22 protein-coding genes, 1 tRNA gene and 2 other annotated features are annotated in these 21677 nt (G+C 42.6%); of the genes, 6 read left to right on the forward strand and 17 right to left on the reverse strand.

Annotation, left to right across the window (positions count from 1 at the left end):
• Positions 1-8: 8 nt before the first annotated feature.
• The 3 genes from tuf to IE039_RS00760 all read right to left on the reverse strand — a co-directional run bounded on the left by tuf (position 9) and on the right by IE039_RS00760 (position 4209).
• The gene (gene tuf, locus IE039_RS00750; protein ID WP_010003234.1) at positions 9-1196 is read right to left on the reverse strand and encodes an elongation factor Tu; all 1188 of its coding nucleotides are present in this window, start codon (positions 1194-1196) and stop codon (positions 9-11) included.
• Between the two features lie 161 nt (positions 1197-1357).
• Positions 1358-2287 carry a type I restriction endonuclease subunit R gene (locus tag IE039_RS00755; RefSeq protein ID WP_189428558.1) on the reverse strand — a complete coding sequence of 310 codons (930 nt, stop codon included), beginning with the start codon at positions 2285-2287 and terminating at the stop codon, positions 1358-1360.
• Positions 2288-2346: 59 nt separating this feature from the next.
• The gene (locus IE039_RS00760; RefSeq protein ID WP_010004653.1) at positions 2347-4209 is read right to left on the reverse strand and encodes a ribonuclease J; all 1863 of its coding nucleotides are present in this window, start codon (positions 4207-4209) and stop codon (positions 2347-2349) included.
• Positions 4210-4420: 211 nt separating this feature from the next.
• On the opposite strand from IE039_RS00760, the gene IE039_RS00765 reads away from it, so the two are divergent.
• On the forward strand, positions 4421-5056 hold the full coding sequence (locus IE039_RS00765) for a hypothetical protein (RefSeq protein ID WP_189428559.1): 636 nt from the start codon (positions 4421-4423) through the stop codon (positions 5054-5056).
• A gap of 101 nt (positions 5057-5157) precedes the next feature.
• On the opposite strand, the gene rplT is transcribed toward IE039_RS00765, so the two are convergent.
• The 8 genes from rplT to larD all read right to left on the reverse strand — a co-directional run bounded on the left by rplT (position 5158) and on the right by larD (position 12054).
• Positions 5158-5577: a 50S ribosomal protein L20 gene (gene rplT, locus IE039_RS00770; RefSeq protein WP_010004655.1), complete on the reverse strand. Its 420-nt coding sequence runs from the start codon at positions 5575-5577 to the stop codon at positions 5158-5160.
• An 81-nt stretch (positions 5578-5658) separates the two neighbouring features.
• The gene (gene rpmI, locus IE039_RS00775) at positions 5659-5856 is read right to left on the reverse strand and encodes a 50S ribosomal protein L35 (RefSeq protein WP_010004657.1); all 198 of its coding nucleotides are present in this window, start codon (positions 5854-5856) and stop codon (positions 5659-5661) included.
• A 62-nt stretch (positions 5857-5918) separates the two neighbouring features.
• Positions 5919-6458, reverse strand: coding sequence for a translation initiation factor IF-3 (gene infC / locus IE039_RS00780; protein WP_216358505.1), 540 nt, complete (start codon positions 6456-6458; stop codon positions 5919-5921).
• Positions 6459-6470: 12 nt separating this feature from the next.
• Positions 6471-6595, reverse strand: a sequence feature (ribosomal protein L20 leader region).
• 33 nt (positions 6596-6628) lie between these two features.
• Positions 6629-7264, reverse strand: a complete 636-nt coding sequence (locus tag IE039_RS00785; protein WP_010001917.1) for a DUF1361 domain-containing protein — start codon at positions 7262-7264, stop codon at positions 6629-6631.
• 93 nt (positions 7265-7357) lie between these two features.
• On the reverse strand, positions 7358-8731 hold the full coding sequence (locus IE039_RS00790; protein ID WP_010003981.1) for an amino acid permease: 1374 nt from the start codon (positions 8729-8731) through the stop codon (positions 7358-7360).
• A gap of 95 nt (positions 8732-8826) precedes the next feature.
• Positions 8827-10791 (reverse strand): threonine--tRNA ligase, encoded by a 1965-nt coding sequence (thrS, locus tag IE039_RS00795; RefSeq protein WP_010003983.1) that lies wholly within the window; start codon positions 10789-10791, stop codon positions 8827-8829.
• Positions 10792-10881: 90 nt separating this feature from the next.
• Positions 10882-11087 (reverse strand) — a binding site (T-box leader).
• 36 nt (positions 11088-11123) lie between these two features.
• On the reverse strand, positions 11124-11246 hold the full coding sequence (locus IE039_RS08470) for a hypothetical protein (protein WP_257784548.1): 123 nt from the start codon (positions 11244-11246) through the stop codon (positions 11124-11126).
• An 88-nt stretch (positions 11247-11334) separates the two neighbouring features.
• Positions 11335-12054, reverse strand: coding sequence for a D/L-lactic acid transporter LarD (larD, locus tag IE039_RS00800; protein ID WP_010003987.1), 720 nt, complete (start codon positions 12052-12054; stop codon positions 11335-11337).
• Between the two features lie 264 nt (positions 12055-12318).
• On the opposite strand from larD, the gene IE039_RS00805 reads away from it, so the two are divergent.
• Positions 12319-12771, forward strand: a complete 453-nt coding sequence (locus IE039_RS00805) for a flavodoxin (protein WP_010003988.1) — start codon at positions 12319-12321, stop codon at positions 12769-12771.
• A gap of 26 nt (positions 12772-12797) precedes the next feature.
• On the opposite strand, the gene IE039_RS00810 is transcribed toward IE039_RS00805, so the two are convergent.
• From IE039_RS00810 to serC, 4 genes are all read right to left on the reverse strand, one after another.
• Positions 12798-13520 (reverse strand): YebC/PmpR family DNA-binding transcriptional regulator, encoded by a 723-nt coding sequence (locus IE039_RS00810; RefSeq protein ID WP_010003989.1) that lies wholly within the window; start codon positions 13518-13520, stop codon positions 12798-12800.
• Positions 13521-13610: 90 nt separating this feature from the next.
• Entirely contained in the window at positions 13611-14096 is a 486-nt protein-coding gene (locus IE039_RS00815; protein ID WP_010003990.1) for a phosphatidylglycerophosphatase A family protein, read from the reverse strand.
• Positions 14097-14111: 15 nt separating this feature from the next.
• On the reverse strand, positions 14112-15290 hold the full coding sequence (locus IE039_RS00820; RefSeq protein ID WP_048699981.1) for a 3-phosphoglycerate dehydrogenase family protein: 1179 nt from the start codon (positions 15288-15290) through the stop codon (positions 14112-14114).
• Entirely contained in the window at positions 15287-16375 is a 1089-nt protein-coding gene (gene serC / locus IE039_RS00825) for a 3-phosphoserine/phosphohydroxythreonine transaminase (protein ID WP_010002834.1), read from the reverse strand. Before serC ends, IE039_RS00820 begins: the two co-directional genes overlap by 4 nt.
• 255 nt (positions 16376-16630) lie before the next feature.
• Here serC and IE039_RS00830 point away from each other — a divergent pair.
• The 4 genes from IE039_RS00830 to IE039_RS00845 all read left to right on the forward strand — a co-directional run bounded on the left by IE039_RS00830 (position 16631) and on the right by IE039_RS00845 (position 19852).
• Positions 16631-16714 (forward strand) — tRNA-Leu (locus IE039_RS00830).
• Positions 16715-17561: 847 nt separating this feature from the next.
• Positions 17562-18092 carry a hypothetical protein gene (locus IE039_RS00835; protein ID WP_019040997.1) on the forward strand — a complete coding sequence of 177 codons (531 nt, stop codon included), beginning with the start codon at positions 17562-17564 and terminating at the stop codon, positions 18090-18092.
• Positions 18093-18174: 82 nt separating this feature from the next.
• Positions 18175-19197, forward strand: a complete 1023-nt coding sequence (locus tag IE039_RS00840; protein ID WP_010006015.1) for a WxLIP family cell surface protein — start codon at positions 18175-18177, stop codon at positions 19195-19197.
• Between the two features lie 412 nt (positions 19198-19609).
• Positions 19610-19852, forward strand: a complete 243-nt coding sequence (locus tag IE039_RS00845) for a phosphate acetyltransferase (RefSeq protein ID WP_189428560.1) — start codon at positions 19610-19612, stop codon at positions 19850-19852.
• A 60-nt stretch (positions 19853-19912) separates the two neighbouring features.
• Here the strand turns inward: IE039_RS00845 and pta are convergent, their stop codons facing one another.
• Both pta and IE039_RS00855 read right to left on the reverse strand, forming a co-directional pair.
• A complete protein-coding gene (gene pta, locus IE039_RS00850; protein WP_154266225.1) occupies positions 19913-20944 on the reverse strand; it encodes a phosphate acetyltransferase in 1032 nt (343 codons plus the stop codon).
• 60 nt (positions 20945-21004) lie between these two features.
• Entirely contained in the window at positions 21005-21664 is a 660-nt protein-coding gene (locus tag IE039_RS00855) for a uracil-DNA glycosylase (protein WP_010005747.1), read from the reverse strand.
• Between the last annotated feature and the right edge of the window lie 13 nt (positions 21665-21677).

A 21677-nucleotide genomic window follows, 5' to 3' on the forward strand; every position in this document is an offset into this window, starting at 1 on the left:
CGTTAATATTATTCTTCGATTTCAGTAACTGTTCCGGCACCAACAGTGTGGCCACCTTCACGAACAGTAAACTTCAAACCTTGTTCGATAGCGACTGGTGAGATCAATTCGATTTCGAATGTCACTTGGTCACCAGGCATAACCATTTCTACGCCTTCTGGCAATTGCACAACACCAGTAACGTCTGTTGTGTGGAAGTAGAATTGTGGACGATAGTTAGTAAAGAATGGTGTGTGACGTCCGCCTTCTTCCTTAGAAAGGACATAGACTTCGGCCTTGAACTTCTTGTGTGTGTTGATTGAACCTGGCTTTGCCAAAACTTGACCACGTTCGATTTCGTTACGGTCAACACCACGCAACAATGCACCGATGTTATCACCCGCTTGAGCTTCTTCCAAAGTCTTACGGAACATTTCGATACCTGTAACAGTTGTCTTCTTAACTTCATCCTTCAAGCCAACGATTTCAACTTCAGTACCAGTAGTCAATACACCACGGTCAACACGACCAGAAGCAACTGTACCACGACCAGTGATTGTGAAGACGTCTTCGACAGGCATCAAGAATGGCTTTTCAATTTCACGCTTTGGTTCTGGAATGTATGAATCAACAGTATCCATCAATTCTTCGATAACCTTAACTTGTTCAGCGTCACCTTCAAGTGCCTTCAAAGCTGAACCCTTGATTACAGGAATGTCATCGCCTGGGAAGTCATATTCTGACAACAATTCGCGAACTTCCATCTCAACCAATTCAACCAATTCTTCGTCATCGACCAAATCAGTCTTGTTCAAGAAGACAACCAAGTAGTCAACACCAACTTGACGTGCCAACAAGATGTGTTCACGTGTTTGTGGCATAGGACCATCAGTTGCGGCAACAACCAAGATAGCACCGTCCATTTGAGCGGCACCAGTGATCATGTTCTTAACGTAATCGGCGTGACCAGGGGCATCGATGTGGGCATAGTGACGTGATTCTGTTTCATATTCGATGTGTGAAGTGTTGATCGTGATACCACGTTCCTTTTCTTCAGGCGCGTTATCGATTTCAGCAAAATCAGTTGCGGCGATCCCTTGCTTTTCAGCCAATACCTTTGAGATTGCGGCAGTCAAAGTCGTCTTTCCGTGATCGACGTGTCCAATCGTACCAATGTTAACGTGGGGCTTTGTGCGAACGTAAGTTTCCTTAGCCAATGTAGTTTCCTCCAAAATTCATTTACCAGTAATCTGGAAAATGTTTATAAATATATTTTACAACGCAAGCCATTAAAAGACAACAGTTAATTGCGTTTTTCCGGCTCTTTAAGCCAAAAATTATTATACCGACATATTAATAAAATGTAAATAGGTTGCGTCTAGTTTTTAAAGAAATTTGTCGTCAAATCTCTGACAATTTCATGCCACTTTTTCTGTTCGGCCATCTCCGAAAAATTGGGCCGTTCATAATATTGATCGACGCTTGCCTCTACCCAACCTTCTGGATCAGTTACCACGTCATTAACCCTCGGATACAATAACGTGAGCTCAAAACGTACTTGTTGGGCCAGCATTTCAAGGGCAATGGGATCATCTTGCCCAACTTTTTCATCCAAATAATCGGCAATTTCTTCAAAAATTTCTGAATCTGTGAGTAGCGGCAGCTCGTCGAGTTGAATCGTGTAAAGGTTATCATCTAACCAACGGTATTGAACCGGATCGCTCACCCGTAATTTTTGTAAATCCTCTAGCAAGGTCGCCCGAATAATTGGCGTGGCATACGGATCAATGAGCAAGTAAAATGCACCGACAATAAATTCAGCTACTGGTAAGTGACGGGCTGATTCATAACGATCACGTTGTTCCGTGATGCTGTAGTCACTCAGGTGATAAAACTGACGTGCAATTGTTTGAAAAGTATTTGCCATATCGACGCGAGCCCGATCTTCGGCCGCCCGAATCTCTTCCAGGACGTCATTTTGGACACTTCCCTCATCCCAAAGCATCGCGAGTTGCTGCGCGTAAACAAAGTTTTGATTTTGAACAGCTAAGGCCACAACCATCCGAAAATCTGGTTCTGATTCCAAATAATTCAACAAAAAATCGTCGGCATAAGAAGCAGCTAATTGATACTGTTCATCCACAAATAGCGCCGTTACCAAGCGATAGTTAATTTCAAATGTTGCAAGTGCTTCGTAAACGGCAGTCAATGTCTCAGCAGCATCATGCCAATTTTCTTGCTTCATTTCTGTTTGTGCACGCGCCATCAATTGTTGCATCTCTGGCGTCAAATGCTCTTCTAATGCCATAAACTATATGGACTTGCCATGGTATTCAATGACAAGCCACGATCCTTTCTGACAGTCGCCTATTGTCCTGATTCTGTTTGTGTTTGACCCTCAGCTGGCTTTGCTGGTGCTTTTTTAGGCCGCTTTTTGGCTGGCTTTGTAGTCTTTGGTGTCTTTGAATCAGCCGTTTTGTTTGGCTTTCCTTGTCGCTTTTGTGGCGCATTTGGGTTAGTGTTCGCATTGGTTTTGTGTGCCGTTGGGCGACGGTTTTGGTTCACTTCCATTACCACCGGCATCACCATTGGGCGACGACGAGTTTGTTCAAAGAGATAACGTGACAAAACTTCACGCACGCCATTCTTTAATTCGTTCCAGTCAAAACTCTTAGTCGTGTTCAAATACTTTTCGATTTGGCTAACCGTTAAGTCTGCCGCCTCTTTCATCAAATCACGGTTGGCCTTAACATAGACAAATCCACGCGAAGTCAATTTTGGCTTTGACACCACTTGACGCTTTTTACGGTCAATGGTCACAACTGAAACAAAAATACCATCTTCCGACAAAATGCGACGATCACGTAACACGACATTACCAATATCACCAATACCAGCACCATCGATTAACGTTTCCCCAATGGTGAATGAATCTTTCAATTCAAAATGATCGCCTAACCACGTGAATTGATCACCCTTCATGGCCATCATGATATGATCAGGCGCAACGTTAACTTCTTCAGCCGCTGCACGGGCTGAATTCATGACACGATATTCACCTTGAATTGGCATAAAGTACTCGGGTTGCAAAACATTTATCATCATTTGCAAGTCATTGCGTGAGGCATGACCACTTGAACGCAAATCTGTACTAATCTGTTTGACGTCAGCGCCTTGCTTAAACAACATATCACGTGTTTTAGCCACGATGCCTTCCATTGCCGTTGACGGTGTCGTGGTAATAAACACCAAATCGGCTTCCCCGATACGAATATAAGGATCTTCCGCATTAGCCATCCGATTGAGATGCTTAATCGGTTCTCCCATGCGTCCAGTTTCCAAAATAACCGTTTCAGCGACGGGCAAGTTTTTAGCATTTTTCAAATTCACAAAAAGCTTACTTTCTGGAATAGGCAAATGCAATTTGCGTAAACGAATCGCTGTGCGCACAACGTTTTCAATGTCATTTCCTGACAACACAAGTTGCCGCTTGGTCGCCACTGTGGCATCAATGACTTGTTGAATACGTTGAATATTTGAGGCTACCGCCGCTACAATAATACGCTTTTGTTTATTATCGCGGAAAGTATCTAAAATATAGTCACCAATTTTGGATTCATTAACCGAATCGCCTTCATTACCTGTCCCAGCAGCATCGCCTAACAGTGCCAACACTTTGCCTTGCCCAACTTCCACCAAACGTGCAATGTCGGTACGATAACTTTGATTAGCAGTTTGATCAAACTTAAAGTCACCTGTATACACAATTTGACCATAAGGTGTGCCCAGGACAACTCCAAGTGAATCTGGAATTGAATGCGTCGTATTAAAAAATGATACGGTGACATCACCAAAATCTATTTCTGTTTTCTCATTAATAACATGATAGTCATCATAATCTGCCAGTGCTGGCTGTTCCTTAATCGCAAGCTTAGCAAGCTCAATGGTCAACTCAGACCCGAAAATTGGGACGTTGACTTGTTGCAAAAAATAAGGCAAGGCGCCAATGGCATCTGCGTGCCCATGTGATAAGAAAACACCAGCAATTTTATCACTGTTTTTAATCAAATACTCAAAATCAGGTACGACAACATCAACACCAAGTTGATCTGTTTCTGGATATTTGAGTCCTGCATCAAAAATAAAAATTTCATCATTAACGGTCACGGCATACATGTTTTTCCCGTTTTCACGCACGCCACCGAAAGGGATTATACTTAAATCTGTCATTGTTTCTTCCTTTGTTCATCGGCTTTTAATTGAGCCATTTTTTCTTCGTAAATATAACAAGCGGACGCGACTAGTTTCTAAAACGTTGCGTTAGTCCAATTTTTTGTCTCGATACGTAATTAAATCTATTTTAACATACTTTTACATTTTTCTGTTATCATTATCTATGGAAAGGAGTTGTGGCAAGCTTTACGCCACATCACATTTACTTATGCAACGTCGACCATTTAAGCAGTCTCACAAACTGCGCAACACACTCATTGCGATTGCCATCGTCGCGATCGCGCTTATTGTCATTTTCACTTTGCTGGGACGTTCTTCTGGCCAATCGCAAGATCAACAAGCCGTATCGTCTTCTTCACAGACTAAAAAGACTAAAACGGCTAAAAAGGCCAGTTCTGCACTGGTTGCATCAGAATCTTCTGTCATTGATGACACCACGGCTAGCACGTCAACTAGTGTGGTACCCACACCACCAGCGGCGAGTTCTGCTGCCTCGTCAGTGATTAGCGCCGCAAAAGAAGAAGCTACTGGCACACCCATCACAGCTGAAACACCGGCCACAGCTGCCTCATCAAATCCAGCTGTCAGCTCAAGCGCCGCACCGGTGGCTAAGACATTTGGTAATTGGTCATTAGCGACTTATAATGCTGTCAACATTGGGTCAGCGACCTACGAACAAATCAAAGCCACTTATGGTGTCCCAACTTACATGACAGCCAGTGATCAATTGTATGCCACTTGGCAAAGTACTTCTGGACAACGGGTTTCAATTACCTTTACCCCAACAGGGACTGACAATATTCAACTGATTGCGACAAATAAGTCAGAATCTGGCTTACAATAAGCAACAAAAAAACAATGGCTTATCCTCACGATAAGCCATTGTTTTTTATTGGATTTATAGCAAATAAAAAAACACGGGAACCCGTGTTTTTAAAAGCAATCTTAACGATCAACCTTAACAGTTGTTTCCAAAGTTGCAGCGACACGTTCTTGTACCAAAACGTTGTCTGATGCCAAAGCAGCCTTAGCTTGTTCAGCCAACTTTGCAAAAGTATCGAAATCAGTCACAGCAATATCAGCCAACATCTTACGGTTCAATTCAACACCAGCAAGTGTCAAACCGTGCATCAACTTTGAGTATGACAAACCGTTAATACGTGCTGCAGCGTTAATACGTGCAATCCACAACTTACGGAAGTTACGCTTTGTGTTCTTACGATCACGGTATGCGTACAAGTATGACTTCCATACTTGTTGCTTAGCAACCTTAAAATTAATACGACGTTGTCCACGGTAACCCTTGGCCAACTTAACCATCTTCTTACGACGTGCGCGTGTAACTGTACCACCCTTAACTCGCATGGGTAATTCCTCCTGAAATTTTATAAATAATTGGTTGGATTAAAATCCAAAATGTAGATAGATGAACTATCGCAACGCGAATTAGATGTTTGCCAACAACTTAGCGTATGTCTTAACAGTTGTCTTGTCCATCATGTGTGTACCACGCAAGTGGCGACGTTGCTTCTTTGTCTTACCATGGAAACGGTGTGACGTATAAGCTGAAGCTGACTTGAAGCCACCATTGGCTGTCTTCTTAAAGCGCTTTGCTGATGCGCGGTGTGTCTTCATCTTTGGCATGTGACTAATTCTCCTACTATGTGATTTTGTTTAAGCTTGAAAACAAGCGGTTAAACCTTTAATTACTTGGCATCTTTAGGTGCCAAGACCAAAAACATTTGGCGGCCGTCCATCTTGGCACGCTGTTCAACCTTGGCAATATCGTCAAGTTCTGCGGCCATCCGGTCTAATACTTGACGTCCGATGTCTTGGTGCGTAATCATACGACCACGGAAACGCAAGTTCAACTTAACCTTGTTACCTTGTGACAGGAACTTGATAGCAGCCTTCTTACGTGTCTCGAAATCGCCTGAGTCAATGACCGGTGACATACGAACTTCCTTCACTTGCACGATCTTTTGGTTCTTGCGTTGTTCTTTTTGCTTCTTTTGCGCTTCGAACTTTGCTTTTCCCCAATCCATAATCTTGGCAACCGGTGGTTCAGCATTGGCTTGTACCAATACCAAATCTTGGTCTAAATCGTTAGCAATCTCTTGTGCGTCTCGTGTTGACATTTCTGTCTGCTTTCCGTCATGGATCAGCAATACACGAGGGGCGCGAATATTATCGTTGATTAAATCAACTTGTCGTGGTTGACGTGCTATTGTCAGGCACCTCCAAATTTATTTTGTGAATCAAGAAGAAAAGTGGGTAAAGAACCTAATCTTCACCCACTTCAACACTTGCAATCCTTCCGGATAACTGTATCTGCCAGGCGACTTTGTCACATGGCGAGAAGCGGGTGCTTCTACTTGTTCAACAAATACTAGTTTAGCGTATTACACACTCAGTGTCAAGCCTCTTGCTGATTAATTTGAATCAATCGAATACCATAATGGAAAATAACCAACACGGCAAATTGGGTGCCGGCAAATAGAATCATAAAGGCCAACATATGATAACTCAACGAGAAAACAATATTGCGCATCACGTTATCAAGATGAAAAAAGATATCCCATGAATTCAGGCGCAAATAACGCCCAAGATAGATTCCAAACGCTGACACGATTGACACCGCTGCCGTCGTCAGGAAATAGACCAGATGGGCATGGCGTTTAAAAATCGTTTGCGTGATGATTTCCAAACTCAAAATACCAAGCCCCACCCCCATAAAGATCCCAGTTGCCAGCACCGCGTAATTAAAGAATTGCGTCGCTTGATCGAGATTGGTCCCGATAGCATAAAGATGGATAAAGTCTGTCATCATATACATGGTATTTGGAAAAAACAATAACCAGAGTGCCATGAATAATCCCTTAATAATCCGAACACGTGTCAGCGACACAATAATAGCAAAATCAAATGGTAGTAACGCCAAAAAGACATTCCAATTTAAAAATGTAAAACGTGTGGGTGTCAAATGTACGAAGATAAAGAATAAAACAACCATGACATGAATGATGGCAATATTGAAATACTTGTTATTCATAACGTCACGCCCCTTTTTTTACAATGGTACTAGTGTAGCATAATTCATAAAAACGGTTCAATCATATCACTTGATTGAACCGTTTTTATGAGATTATTTGGCCAGTGTTTTTGGCTGTCGGTAAGCCACTGCACCAAAAAGCAGTAACCATAACGTTGCCCCAATTGCAGGGACACGTGACTCAACATTGAAAAATAGTGTCATAAAGACAAAGGCAAAGAACAAAATTGCGGCTGGCACAAAAAACTTTGGGGCAATCATGAGAAAGCCATCAGCCATATACTGGTCAGATTGTCGATAACGCCAGTACGCAATCAAAATCAGAATATAGATCATTAAGAACAAGTCCGTTGACGCACTTGTCACAAAGCTAAAGGCGTTGGTAATGGCTGGTATCACCGAAATAATTGCGGAAAAGCCAACCATCCCAGCTGTCATCAAAATGGCATTAACTGGTAATTGCCTTTTTGACAACTTTTTAAAGGGTTGCAAATACGGTGTGTGTGATTGATAAGCCAACGAATAAAAGTTGCGACTCGCACTAAAAATCACGGAACTCAACGCAGAGGCAGCACTGGTTAAGACGACAAAATTAATCAAAGCTGCCGCCCACTTAATCCCAACCAATTGAAAGACCATCACAAAGGGACTTTGATCGGCTGGAATTTTTTGCCAAGGATAGATTGCCATAATCACCGTTAAGGCACCCAAATAGAAGAATAAAATACGTAAAGGAATTTGATTAATCGCTTTTGGCAAAACTTTACGGGGATTTTTCGTTTCAGCAACTGTCATCCCAATAAATTCCATTCCCACAAACGCAAACATGACCATCTGAAAGGCATCAATAAAATGCCTAAACCCATTTGGAAAGAGTGAAAAATGTTGGAACACATTGTTGAAAGTTACGTCACCAACTGGCGTTTTAAAGCCGGTGACTGCCATGATGATACCGGTCACAATTAAGGCTAAAATCGCCATAATTTTAATCATGGCAAACCAAAACTCAGTTTCACCATATACCGCAACCGCCACCAAATTCACTAATGTGAGGACAACTAACATCACAATTTGAATGAGCCAACTCGGCAAATTCGGGAACCAAAATTGGATATATTGGGCCACGGCCGTTAATTCAGCCATCCCCATAAACACCACCGTTAACCAATACGACCATCGGGCAAAAAAGCCCGCACGATTATCGATGTATCGGGTAATGAAGGTAATAAAGGTGTGCTGCTTTGGGTCTGCATAAAGCAGTTCACCAATCGCACGCATCACCACAAACATAAATAAACCAATGATTAAGTAAACACATAAGATGGCTGGTCCAGCGTAATTAATGGAACGCCCAGCCCCCATAAACAAACCCGTCCCAATGGTACCACCAATGGCAATTAACTGTACGTGACGATTTGTCAGGCCACGTTTTGTAGACTGACGTCTGTCTCCAACTGTCTCAGACATGATATCAATAACTTCTCCTTTGCGAACTTTAGGCATCTGATAGATGCAGCATAAATAGCAAAGCACCTGACGTGCAACCCGCCAGGTGCTTTGACTTAATTTGTTTTAGTATTTCGTGAATAATTAGCAACATCTGCCAAAATTTCAGCTTGGAAATCGGCAATTGGCATCGTTGTTGTCTTTTCTTCACCGTACTTACGTACTGTGACAGTTTGACCTTCAACTTCAGAATCACCCAAAACCAATGTATATGGAATCTTATTCGTTTGTGCTTCACGAATCAAGTAACCCATCTTGGCATCTTTTGTTTCCACATTGGCACGTAGGCCAGCGTCTTGGAGTTGCTTTTTGATTTGTTCAGCATACGCACCATGCGCACCCAAGTTGACTGGAATGATTTGTACTTGTAATGGTGCCAACCAAGTTGGGAAAGCACCCTTATACATTTCAATCAAGTAAGCTGTGAAACGTTCCATCGTGCCGACAATACCACGGTGCAACATCACTGGGCGATGGTTATCTTGACCATCGGCGCCAATATAAGTCAAGTTAAAGCGTTCTGGTAGCAAGAAATCCAATTGAATCGTTGACATTGTTTCTTCATTACCCAAGGCTGTCTTGGTTTGCACATCAAGCTTTGGACCATAAAAGGCTGCTTCACCTTCGGCTTCGTAATAATCCAAACCAAGATCATCCATGGCACGCTTCAATTGCGCTTGTGACTTTTCCCACATCTCATCATCATCAAAATACTTTTCCGTATTTTTAGGATCACGATATGACAAACGGAAACGGTAATCCGTAATATTGAAATCACGGTAAACTTCCATCATCATTGTCAAAATTGACTTGAATTCTTCTTCCAATTTTTCTGGTTCAACGAATGTGTGACCATCGTTCAATGTCATTTCACGCACACGTGACAAACCAGTCAACGCACCTGACTTTTCATAACGGTGCATCATACCCAATTCCGCAATTCGGATTGGCAATTCACGATATGAACGTGGCTTGTGCTTGAAGACCATGATGTGCGATGGGCAGTTCATTGGACGCAATTCGAGGAATTCGCCATCGCCCATGTCCATTGGTGGGAACATATCTTCACGGTAGTGATCCCAGTGACCAGATGTCTTATACAAGTTCAAGTTAGACAAAACGGGTGTATACACGTGTTGGTAACCATTGGCCAATTCTTTGTCGGTGATGTAACGTTCAACTTGACGGCGAATCGTTGCCCCATTTGGTAACCAAACTGGCAAACCTGACCCCACTTCTTGACTTGTAAAGAACAAGTCCATATCACGACCAATCGTCCGGTGGTCACGTTCTTTAGCTTCTTCACGACGTTGCAATTCTGCTTCAACGTCGGCTTGCTTCCATTCCGCAATCCCATAAACACGCTGCATCATTGGGTTAGATGACTTACCACGCCAGTAAGCACCAGCCACTGATGTCAACTTAAAGTGCTTCAACCAACCTGTTGATGGCACCAAACCACCCTTATCCAATTCAACATGATCGCCTTGGACAGCAATTGTGATTGTGGCATCTTCAGGCAAATCTGAAATCAATTCAACCTTATAAGGATCATCTGCAAACATCGCCAAAGCTTCGTCACGTGACACTTCGCGTGACACAATTGGCAAGTCTTCCTTGGCAATCTTGTGCATCATGGCTTCGATTTCAGCGAAATCTTCAACCGTCACTTGGTTACCGGCACCGTTATCTGTGTCATAGTAGAAACCATTTTCAATAAATGGTCCCACACCAAAGTGCATGTTAGCAAACTTTGGCAAACGCTTTAAGGCTTGTGCCAATAAGTGTGAGGCAGAATGACGCAACAAATCCAACGCTTCATCATCAGCCGTTGTAATTAATTGAAAATCACCGGATGCAGGAATGACATCATGCATACCCACATAAGCGCCGTCTAACTTAGCTGAAACTGACTTCTTAGCCAAAGACTTAGAAATACTTTCAGCGACAACCAATGGTGTTGTGCCTGCTGGGAATTCCTTCACTGCACCATCGGGAAAAGTAAGCTTAATTTCTGACATAATCGTTATTTCCTTTCACTGACGTTTGTGCTTCGACAAACGTTGATAACATTTAAAAAAACAAAAACGTCCCTTTGAGCCATTGCGACTCAAAGGGACGTTTTACCGTGGTACCACCCAAGTTCAGCACAAAATGTGCCACTCAAATGACAGTTAACGGTGTCACCCGGACAGCTTTCAGACTTTACTCACTGTCACTCAAAGGTAGTCTCGCCTGCACAAGCCACTCATTTCCACCAACCATGAGTTCTCTATTCGCTTGCTAACACTTGAGTTGTCCTTATCAACGTTATTGAAGTTAGTTTAGCACCATTTTGTTATTTTTGCAACAATTATTGTGGCGCTACGGCATCAAGTAAAATAGCCAGTGCTGCTTTTGCTTGAGCGTCATGATCTAAAATACCGTTGTCAAAAGCCACTTTCAAAGCATTATATTGTGATTCTGTTAATGTCATGATTTTTTCCTCTTTATTCATAGCGTATCTCAATTATAGCGAAGCCACCCTAAATTACAAGTGACCCATGCCAATAAAAAAAGGCCGATTAGAGGCCTAAATAGTATTTTGAAAATAGTGCTGCAAAAATCGCTCCTACAAATGGTGCGATACCTGGTACGAGGATGCCGTACTTGAAATCAGCCGTTGTGCGATTTTTCCAAGGGATAATCGCATAAGCTAATCTTGGTCCCATATCACGTGCCAAGTTCATGGCAAAGCCAGTGGTACCACCAAGACCCATACCAATTGCCCAGACAAGGAACCCAACAGCCAACGGTACCATACCAGGCACATCCCCAGCCCGCGCTGAAATGGCCAAAATACTTGTCATAAAGATAAATGTCGCAAATGTTTCAACGAAGAAGTTGCGTGGTAAATTGCGAATTGCCGGTGCTGTTGAGAAAATGTTGCGCACAATGACTGGATCAATATCTTTTTCAGATAATTTGAACTGATCCGCATACATCACGTACACAATTAAGGATCCTACCAAAGCACCCAATATTTCAACCACACTCACGGCCAAGAAGTACCAAAAGTCAATTCGACCAAGCACTAATTGCACCATCGCCATCGCTGGGTTGATAAAGACATCACCAAAGACGAAAAGCACAATGCTAATGCCAAATCCCCACGTTGTGATTGCAAAAATGTGTCCGGACCCATGGTACTTCGTCCGATTCAATACATCGTCAGCGTGTACGCCGACACCGAAGATGATCATGAGCGCTGTGCCCATAAATTCAGCCAACAACTGGTGTATCATTTGTAATCTCCTAAGCGGTCGCAAATCTATCAAGAAGTCGCGGTTTTTTTATTAAATTTCCATTCCTAATCTTAAGGCCTTGCCTTTAACGTGTAAAGTCATTTTAGTGTTTTGTCAACAAATTGTCACATTGCGTGTTTTTATTCACGAACTCCAACTGTAATTTTAGTGCCTACTCCTTTATAATAAAGACTAACAATAAAATGGAGGATATGGCGACACGGTCAAACATTTCTGTTTAACCGCCCCATCACAAACATACTCATGCAGGCACACGTCGTATACGCAACAATTACCGGTAATAACGAAGAGGTCGCAGACATCGTCGTCGCAGCGTTTGAAGCCGCAAATATCGCCGTTAAAAAAACGGAAATCTCACAAACAGAAGTTGACGAATTTGAAGACGTTGATATTGCCGTCGTGGTGCCCTACACCTATGATCAAGGCTCACTGCCGGATGAAGGCTTAGATTTCTTTGAAGACTTGGCCGACGCCACCTTAGATCACGTTGTTTATGGTGTTGCGGGTTCAGGCGATACCTACTATTTGTCAGATTACTGTGTTGCTGTGCCAAAATTTGAAGCGCAATTTGCCAAAACACAGGCCATTAAAGGCGCTGAAGGCGTTAAGGTTAATCTACGCCCAGACGAGACTGATACAGCTGCTCTAACAGCATTTGTACAGCAATTGATCGCCACTGCCAAAGCACAACACTAAAAAAGAACCTCTTATGTGGTTCTTTTTTAGTCAGCAGTGGTATAAACCGCCAAAACATCTTCGTTTTCTTCTAATTCGTCGACAAGCTTGTCTAACTTTTCACGATCTTCATCCGAAATTTCAGCCGGATTTTGCGCAATCATTGTGACTTCGGCTTCTTCAAAAACATAGCCGGCAGCTGTCATTGCCGATTCAACAGCTTGAAAATCAGCTGCCGTTGTGTAAATTTCAAAGACTTCGTCTTGTGTTTGCACATCTTCCGCACCAGCTTCCAATGCTGCTTCAAGTACCGTATCTTCATCCAAATCGGGAAAATCAGCACGGTTAATCGCTAAGTAACCTTTCCGATCGAATTGGAAGGCCACAGAACCACTTGTCCCAAGTGCCCCACCAAAATGTTTGAAGGAATTACGAATACTTGACACCGTGCGGTTGATGTTGTCCGTTGATGCTTCAACTAAAATGGCAACACCAGCAGTCCCATAGCCTTCATAAGTCACTTCTTCAAACTTTTGACCACCGGCGCCTGACGCCTTATCTAATGCCCGTTGAATATTATCTTTTGGCATATTCGCAGCTTTAGCCTTTTCCACAACCAAACGCAATGACGCATTCATATTAGGATCAGCCCCACCGGCCTTAGCCGCTACATAAAAATCATGTGCTAGTTTCTGGAAAATTTTACCACGCTTAGCATCTTGGGCGTTTTTACGGCCCTGGATGTTATGCCACTTACTATGTCCTGACATGTTAACATCTCCTTGATTTTGTCAATATGGTCTTAATTTTAACAAAAAAAAGCCTATCTGACTAGGCTTCTCTCGTGTCTTGCAGTGTTATTAATAGTTGTTGCCACCTAATAATTCGAGATAAGTCATGGCTGAACTCGCAATTAATGCGGCTAAAATATCATCCAAATACACGTTAATGGTATCTGTCCGATCATTAATTTCACCAATCAATCCCGGCTTCAAATCATCTAGCAAACCGTAATGCACCGTTGCTGCAGCTGAGAATTGTTGCGTAATAGCAATTGCTAAAATTTCGTCAACGTTATGCCCATTCGCATCTCGTTGTAACCGCGCCTTTAAGGGTTGTGTTTCTGGCATTAACGCCGCTTGTTCATCGAGATAAATTGCCGTTAAAATAATATCGGCAACTTCATCTTTGTGGAGTACATGCTGTACCGCTGCTGTCAGTTTTTCGGTATCAATCGTATCGTGGTACTTGTCCGTTAAAAAAGTCTGGGTACCAGCGGTAATATCAGCGATTGTCACACCACGTTCAGCTAACTTGCCAATCGCTGCTTCTTGCAAATCTTTCATCTTGTTTTCCTATTCTTAAATCATGTCATTAACATAGCGACGAGTCAAAATCACGTGAGGAATTTCATCCAACGCCGTCTTCACATATTCTTGTTGTTCTGGCGTGAAATCATTAATTGCAACGAGTGTATACGCATAAGCGCCAACGGCACGATTGCTCAATTGTTCAATGTTGATGCCGTTGTCCCCAAAAAACTTCGAAATTTGACTAATCATATTCGGCACATTTTCATGAATAATGCCAACACGATACTTCGTCACAAATGGTTCGTCAATATCTGGGTAGTTCACCGAATTAATAATGTTTCCCGTCGTCAAGTATTCGTCCAATTGCCGCGCTGCCATTAAGGCACTAGTATCTTCCGCTTCAATGGTTGACCCGCCAATATGTGGCGTAATAATCACCTTGGGATGATCAAACAACGCTTCGTCCGCAAAATCAGTAATATAAACGTGCAATGTTCCACGATCGAGGGCATCCTTCGCAGCCAAATCATCCACAATGCCACCCCGTGACATGTTTAATAGCGCGGCATTTGGCTTCATTTTAGCTAAGCGGTCGGCATTAATAAAGAAATGATTTTTTTCTGTGTATGGAATATGCACCGTCACATAATCAGCTTGTTCAAGGACTTCATCGACTGTTTTGGCGCGCACAATGTGTCGGTCAATGCGCCATGCGGTATTGGCATTTAACCCTGGATCGTACCCAATCACATCCATATCCAAAGCCAACGCCGTGTTAGCTACTTTTGAACCAACATTACCGAGGCCAATGACACCTAATGTTTTCCCTGCTAACTCCGTTCCACGGTAACCGCCTTTATTCACTTCGGTCCGTAGTGAGACATCACCACCACGCGTTTCATTCGCAAAACCGATGGCCCCAACGACTGGTCGTGCCGCCAAAATCAAAGCCGCAATAGTTAACTCTTTCACCGCATTCGCGTTACCGCCCGGTGTGTTAAATACAACAACACCACGTTTTGACAATTCTTCAACTGGAATATTGTTAAAACCAGCCCCTGCTCGGACAACGGCCCGAACGCTATCAGCAATTGGTTCATCATGCAAACTCTGCGACCGAAGGATAATGCCCTTTGGTTCGCCTTCACCATCAATTTCATAGCCATGTGCGGTCAGATAATCCAAACCTTTGGCACTGATCGCATTATAGGTTTTAATATTTGTCATGCTTGTTCTGCTTCTACTTTCTTTAAAAACGTAATTAAGGCATCAACGGCTGCAATAGGTTGGGCGTTATAGAGCGAAGCTCTAAAGCCACCTACTGAGCGATGACCACCAAGATTAAATAAGCCCGTTTCAGTCGCCTGTTTAACGATGGCTTTGTCACGCACTAAGTCACCAGTGGTAAAGACCACGTTTGTCAATGACCGCGCGGCACGTTCAACCGGTGCCGTGTAAAAAGTTGATTGGTCTAAATAATCATAGAGGCGATTAGCCTTTTCAAGATTGCGGTCATACATCGCCGACACACCACCTTGTGCGATGACCCAATCCAACACCAAGTTCAAGGCATAAATCGCAAATACTGGCGACGTATTATACATGGACTGTTTGTCAATGTGGTTTTGATAGCGCATCATTGGCCCAACCCCTGTGAGATCCTGTTCAGCCAACCAGTCTTTTTTTAGAATCGCCACCGTCACGCCTGCGGGTCCCAAATTTTTTTGACCGCCAGCAAAAATCGCATCAAAATCCGTCACTTGATACGGTTCCGCTAAAATATTAGAACTCATGTCAGCGACCAGGCGTCCTGATGTTTGGGGCAGATTATCTTGATGGAAAGTTGCCCCTTCAATTGTATTATTCGTCACAATATGTAGGTAATCATAGGCCGTTGCCTCAAAATCAGTCGGTAAACTTGGTAATCCTTGATAGTTTTGTGTCTTGGTACTGTCAAGTATCGTCACATCTTTACCTAACTGTGTTGCAGCTTCGCCCGCTTTCGCCGCAAAATTCCCTGAATCCAAAATGGCAATTTTTTGTTGCTGTGTCGCGAAATTTAACGGCATCATTTCAAATTGTAATGAGCCGCCACCTTGTAAAAAGACAACAGCATAGTCTGCCGGAATTTGCATCAGCTGGCGTAATTTTTGTTCAGCTTCGGCTACAATATCTTGAAACTGTTGCGATCGATGAGAAATTTCAACGATGCTCATATGTGTGTGTTCATTCTTTTCAAACTCTTGTTTGATTTGGGTGATTACAGCTTCTGGCAATACACCGGGTCCAGCTGAAAAGTTATACGTTGTCATCATGATTATGTGCGCTTGCACACCCTCCAATCGGTTACAAAATCACAACGGGATACGTTGTAATTCACGAACATTATCAACCGCAATCGGTCGAAATCAACATTTTAAGTGAACTAATGTTGTGAAAGAATGCCGGTAAACCAGCGCAATAACAAACATTAATGAGAAATCCACTGTTGTTTTATATCTTACTATATTGCTAATGAAAGTCAATCTTTTCATTTATAGAAAAGTTTAGTATACTAATCAAGTAATGCCGCTGTGGCGGAACTGGCAGACGCGTACCGTTCAGGTCGGTATGGGAGCAATCTCGTGCAGGTTCGATTCCTGTCAGCGGCATATTTAACCGTTTTACCTTGTTATTGGTAGAACGGTTTTTTGTTGCTTAAACCTTGGTACGTCAGGGTTTTGAGTTGTTTAGAGTTGTTGTGAGTTTTCATCAGTTTTCACTATTTTTTGAGTTCAGTGCTACAAAAGTGCTACAAATTCGACAACAAAAAAGCCATGGTGGACATCGCTGTCCACCATGGCTCACGCTCTCTCAAAACCCAGTACTGACAATATAACAAGATAGGTGCTATCTTGACTGGCAAGACAAGCATCCTGTTAGTCTACGTTTGAATATTACGAAGAAAAATGCTGGTTGTGTGTTTTTTAACAACGTAATGTGAATGTTTGTACTGAGATCATGTAACCGATACGTTACTCATCTAATTTAGCATATTAATTATCTAATTGTCAAACCTTTAACAAAATTAAAATCCTTTATAACGGCTAATACAATAAGTTTTCTAACGTGATATCATATTGATATGACAACAAAGCAACGCACAACCCCCGCCATTTGATAACATTGTCACAATATCGACCATTTTAACCAAAATAACCCCGAATTGAACCACGTTATTCGGGGTTATTTTGTCGCGTTTTAATACGCAAACAATTATCAGTATGATACAAATCAAACAATCGACACGACATTTTTTATCATCGATCAATCGCGTAATTTATTTTTTTCATGACAAAAAACGATCTCTAATGAAGGAATCTCACACACTGCCCGCCTTTACAAAAAAATGACAAATGTTTTTAAAATAAATGATTGACCCCCTTAAACTAATGGTGCTAAACTTAACTCCATTGTTAACAACAGTTAACTAAATAAAACAACGGAGACTTACCCCTAATGAAGAAAACACTCCTCTTGTCAGCAACTGCTGCAATCCTTGCCGGTGCCTTTTCACCAGCAGTTTTTGCCGACACAACATCAGGTTCAACCGCAGCCGCTTCAAGCACACCAACCCCTTCAGCAACAACTGCTGGTGGTTCAATGTCAGCTGTTGTGGCCACTGATAACGTGATGCCGATTGTTTCAGGTACAACCAACTATAACTTCGGTAACATCAACTATGCCTGGAACAATGGTAAGGCCTCATTGACACAAGGGCCCGCCGCAGCTACTGGTTCATTTTCAGTACAAAACCTGAAGACACAACTTGACTGGACGCCTTCAGCCACTTATTCCGATAAAAACGCTGTTGATGCTTCCAATAACCAAGCGGTTGTCATCCCCGATGTTGCTTTGAAGGCAGCCACCCTAAGCAACTATGCCACAACAACTGTTGCCGCACCAGGCGCAACTTTGAACTTGACAAATGGTACACCATCATTTACTGGAACAGTGGCCTACACCATCGCGCCAGCTAACGTTCAGTAAACCATTTAGTTTACAAATTGACACTAATCATAAAACGTAGTGCCTATCACTACGTTTTTGTACATAAAATTGGATAACACTCATGAAAAAAATTTGGATTGGTCTGTTGACCTTGTCCCTCTTATTAATCCCACAAATTGCCCACGCGGATGGTGCAGATTTTACCGTTGCTACTGTGCAAAATCAATATCAAAACCCGACGAACAACGGTTACTTCGCCTTAAAGATGCCTGCCAAAGCCGAAACGGACTTAAAGGTGACGATTTACAACACTGGGACAACACCAGAAACCTTTAATCTGGCTGTTAATTCTGGTGTCACAAATCTGAATACCGCACTAGATTATGCCAAGACCCCTGCCAAAGGCACCCTATCAGTGCCACAAAATTTGCAATTTAGCCAAATTGCGTCATTGCCACAAAAAGAAGTAACCGTGGCACCTGGGGCTAATACGGTCGTGAGAGTGCATCTCAAATTGCCCGATGTGTCATTTGCCGGTAAATTACTCGGTGGAATTACAGTGACGCGCCAAATTGAAACGAATGAAAAAAAGACCACCGGCCTAACTGACCAATTCGCTTATGCTGTGCCCATTGTTATCCGTCAAAATGATGATGCTGTGACGCCGAAACTGACTGCCACACATCTTAAGTTACTGACCGCTAATCATAATAATAATTTAGTGGCCGATATTCAAAACGTGACCCCTACCATTCTGAATGGCGTCACTCTCAAATCCGAATTGGTTGATCAATCTGGTCGTGTCGTTTTCTCAAAAACAGATAGCAACCATAGCATTGCGCCTCAAAGTAATTTTACTTATCGGAGTTCATTAGGCAATCAGTCCTTTGCGAGTGGCCGTTATACTTATCGATTAACCGTCACCGACAATGCGAACCACACCTGGACGTGGCAACAACTATTGACGCTTAATCAAAGCCAATCTGATAGTATCAATAACACAGCAAAACACAACACTGTGAAAAAGCCAATCAATTGGATCATCATTGGCATGATCGCTATGGCAGTCGTAATTTTCTTGCTCTTAGCCGCTGTCGGGTATCTCCTCTTCAAGTGTTCAAAGCAAAAATCACAAACTAAATAACCAATCAAAGGATCTTTTGCTCAGGCAAAAGATCCTTTTTGTAAGAATTTATAAAAATAACTAGCGTTTTCTTAACACGGCGATTTTGTCACAAAAGCGTCATGTTCACACGTTATATTAAGGGTAACGTTTAGGGAGATCGATATGCGACGACATCATCCACAACACCATATGAAATGGTGGTGGCTGATTGGTTGGTTGTATCTCGTAGGTTTACTGGGCTATGGTATTTTTATCATCCTCACAAACCTGCCACGATAAAGACCAATCACCCGTGATGCCTGCCTTTGACATGTCAAAAACTGACCAAAAATATTTGACGTGTACTTTATTTGTTACGGCATGACATATGGTAGCAGTCGTCTGATCCTAATTTGTTAGATACTTTAGAACACACGAATGGATACCAACATTGAAACCAATAACGACACTAACTGATCTCATCACTTTGATGAGCCAACACAAGGCTCACACGGCGACTTTAAAATTCTACGACATGGCCGACCGTTATATCCTACGTATGGGTGACTGGCACCTGGATTTCAGTGATGCTACGGCAAACCAGTTACTCGATGCGCTGGCTGAGGCTGATACCGAAAATGTCACGATAACAATCGTCAACAATCGCCGAGCTGCAAAAATTCAAGCCAATTAAAAAATAGACTGTTTAGCAAGAAGATTTTGCTAAACAGTCTATTTTTTAATCTACTATTATTTATTGTGCCATCGCTTGTGCAGCTGTAATGATGGCCACCTTATAAACATCTTCTTCGTTGGCACCACGTGACAAATCTGACACTGGCTTATCCAAACCTTGTAAGATTGGGCCGATTGCTTCGAAACCACCCAAACGTTGGGCAATCTTATAACCAATATTACCAGCTTCTAAGCTTGGGAAAATAAAGGTATTCGCTTGACCTGCGACTTGAGAATCAGGTGCTTTTGCCGCACCAACTGATGGGACAAACGCTGCATCAAATTGCAATTCACCATCAATTTGGTCTGCTAATTCTGGTGCCATTTCCTTGGCTAACTTCGTGGCTTCAACAACCTTATCTACCATTGGTGACTTGGCTGAACCCTTTGTTGAAAATGATAGCATCGCCACTTTAGGTTCAATGTCAAATACCTTAGCTGTTTGCGCAGATTGCACCGCAATTTCTGCCATCGTTTCTGCATCAACATCAATATTGATAGCAGCATCAGAGAAAACATAACGTTCATCACCCTTTTGCATGATGAATGCGCCAGAAATACGTGATGATCCTGGTGCTGTTTTAATAATTTGCAAGGCTGGTCGTACAGTATCACCAGTTGGATGCGTTGCACCAGACACCATACCATCTGCCTTACCTGTGTAAACCAACATTGTCCCAAAATAGTTCACGTCACGTAACCACTTGGCCGCTGTCTCGGCATCAGTCTTACCCTTACGACGTGCAACCAAAGCAGCATTTAATTCTGCCAATGCGTCAGCATCATATTGCAATGGATCAATGATTTCAACACCTGATAAATCAAAGTTATTTTCTGAAGCAGTTGTCGCAATGACACGTTCATCCCCTAACAAAATTGGCTTAATCAAGCCTTCCGCTGCTAAACGCGCCGCAGCACCTTGAATACGGACATCTTCCCCTTCAGGGAAAACAATTGTTTTATTTTGACCGTTAATCTTACTTTTTAATTGTTCGAATAATTCAACCACGATCGTTCCTCCAACGTCACTCACATACTGTTTTAATTTCATTTACAAATTAATTGTAACAGAATAATCCGTGTTTGTCTGCGAATTTGTGATTTTTTTCACTCAATTTAACCAATCAATTGTTTCGCGGTTTTGTGCTGCTAAAAAGACGTTTGCTTGCGAAAATGGCCGACTACCAAAAAAACCACGGTAAGCCGATAACGGACTGGGATGCGCAGACGTTAGCACGAGGTGTTTCGACTCATCAATTAAGCGGCGTTTGGATTGGGCATATTTACCCCACAAAATAAATACCTTGGGCGATGCATCTGCTGATGCCGCCGTCATAATGGCATCTGTCAGTGGCTCCCAAACCTGCCCCGCATGGCCATTTGCCTGACCAGCCGGTACTGTCAACACCGCATTGAGCAGTAGCACGCCTTGTTGCGCCCAAGATGTGAGATCATGGGATTGGCGTGGCCCAATATCCGTGGCTAATTCCTTTAAAATATTACGTAATGATGGCGGTGCCGGGATAGTATCAGGCACTGAAAAACTCAGACCCTGCGCTTGTCCTACTTCATGATACGGATCTTGACCCATAATCACTACTTTTGTTTGTGGTAAAGATGTTGTCGTCAATGCCGCAAATACCTTATCCCTTGGTGGATAAACAGTCTGGTTTTGGTACGCGGTGTTTAAAAATTGTTGGATCGCTGTAATCTGTTCTGGCGCTAATGTTGCTTTAATGTATGGCGCCCAGGATGTGTTAGCAAGTGGCATTTTTACGCTTCTT

The organism is Leuconostoc lactis KCTC 3528 = DSM 20202, from assembly GCF_014651235.1.
GTDB classification, from domain to species: Bacteria; Bacillota; Bacilli; order Lactobacillales; family Lactobacillaceae; genus Leuconostoc; species Leuconostoc lactis.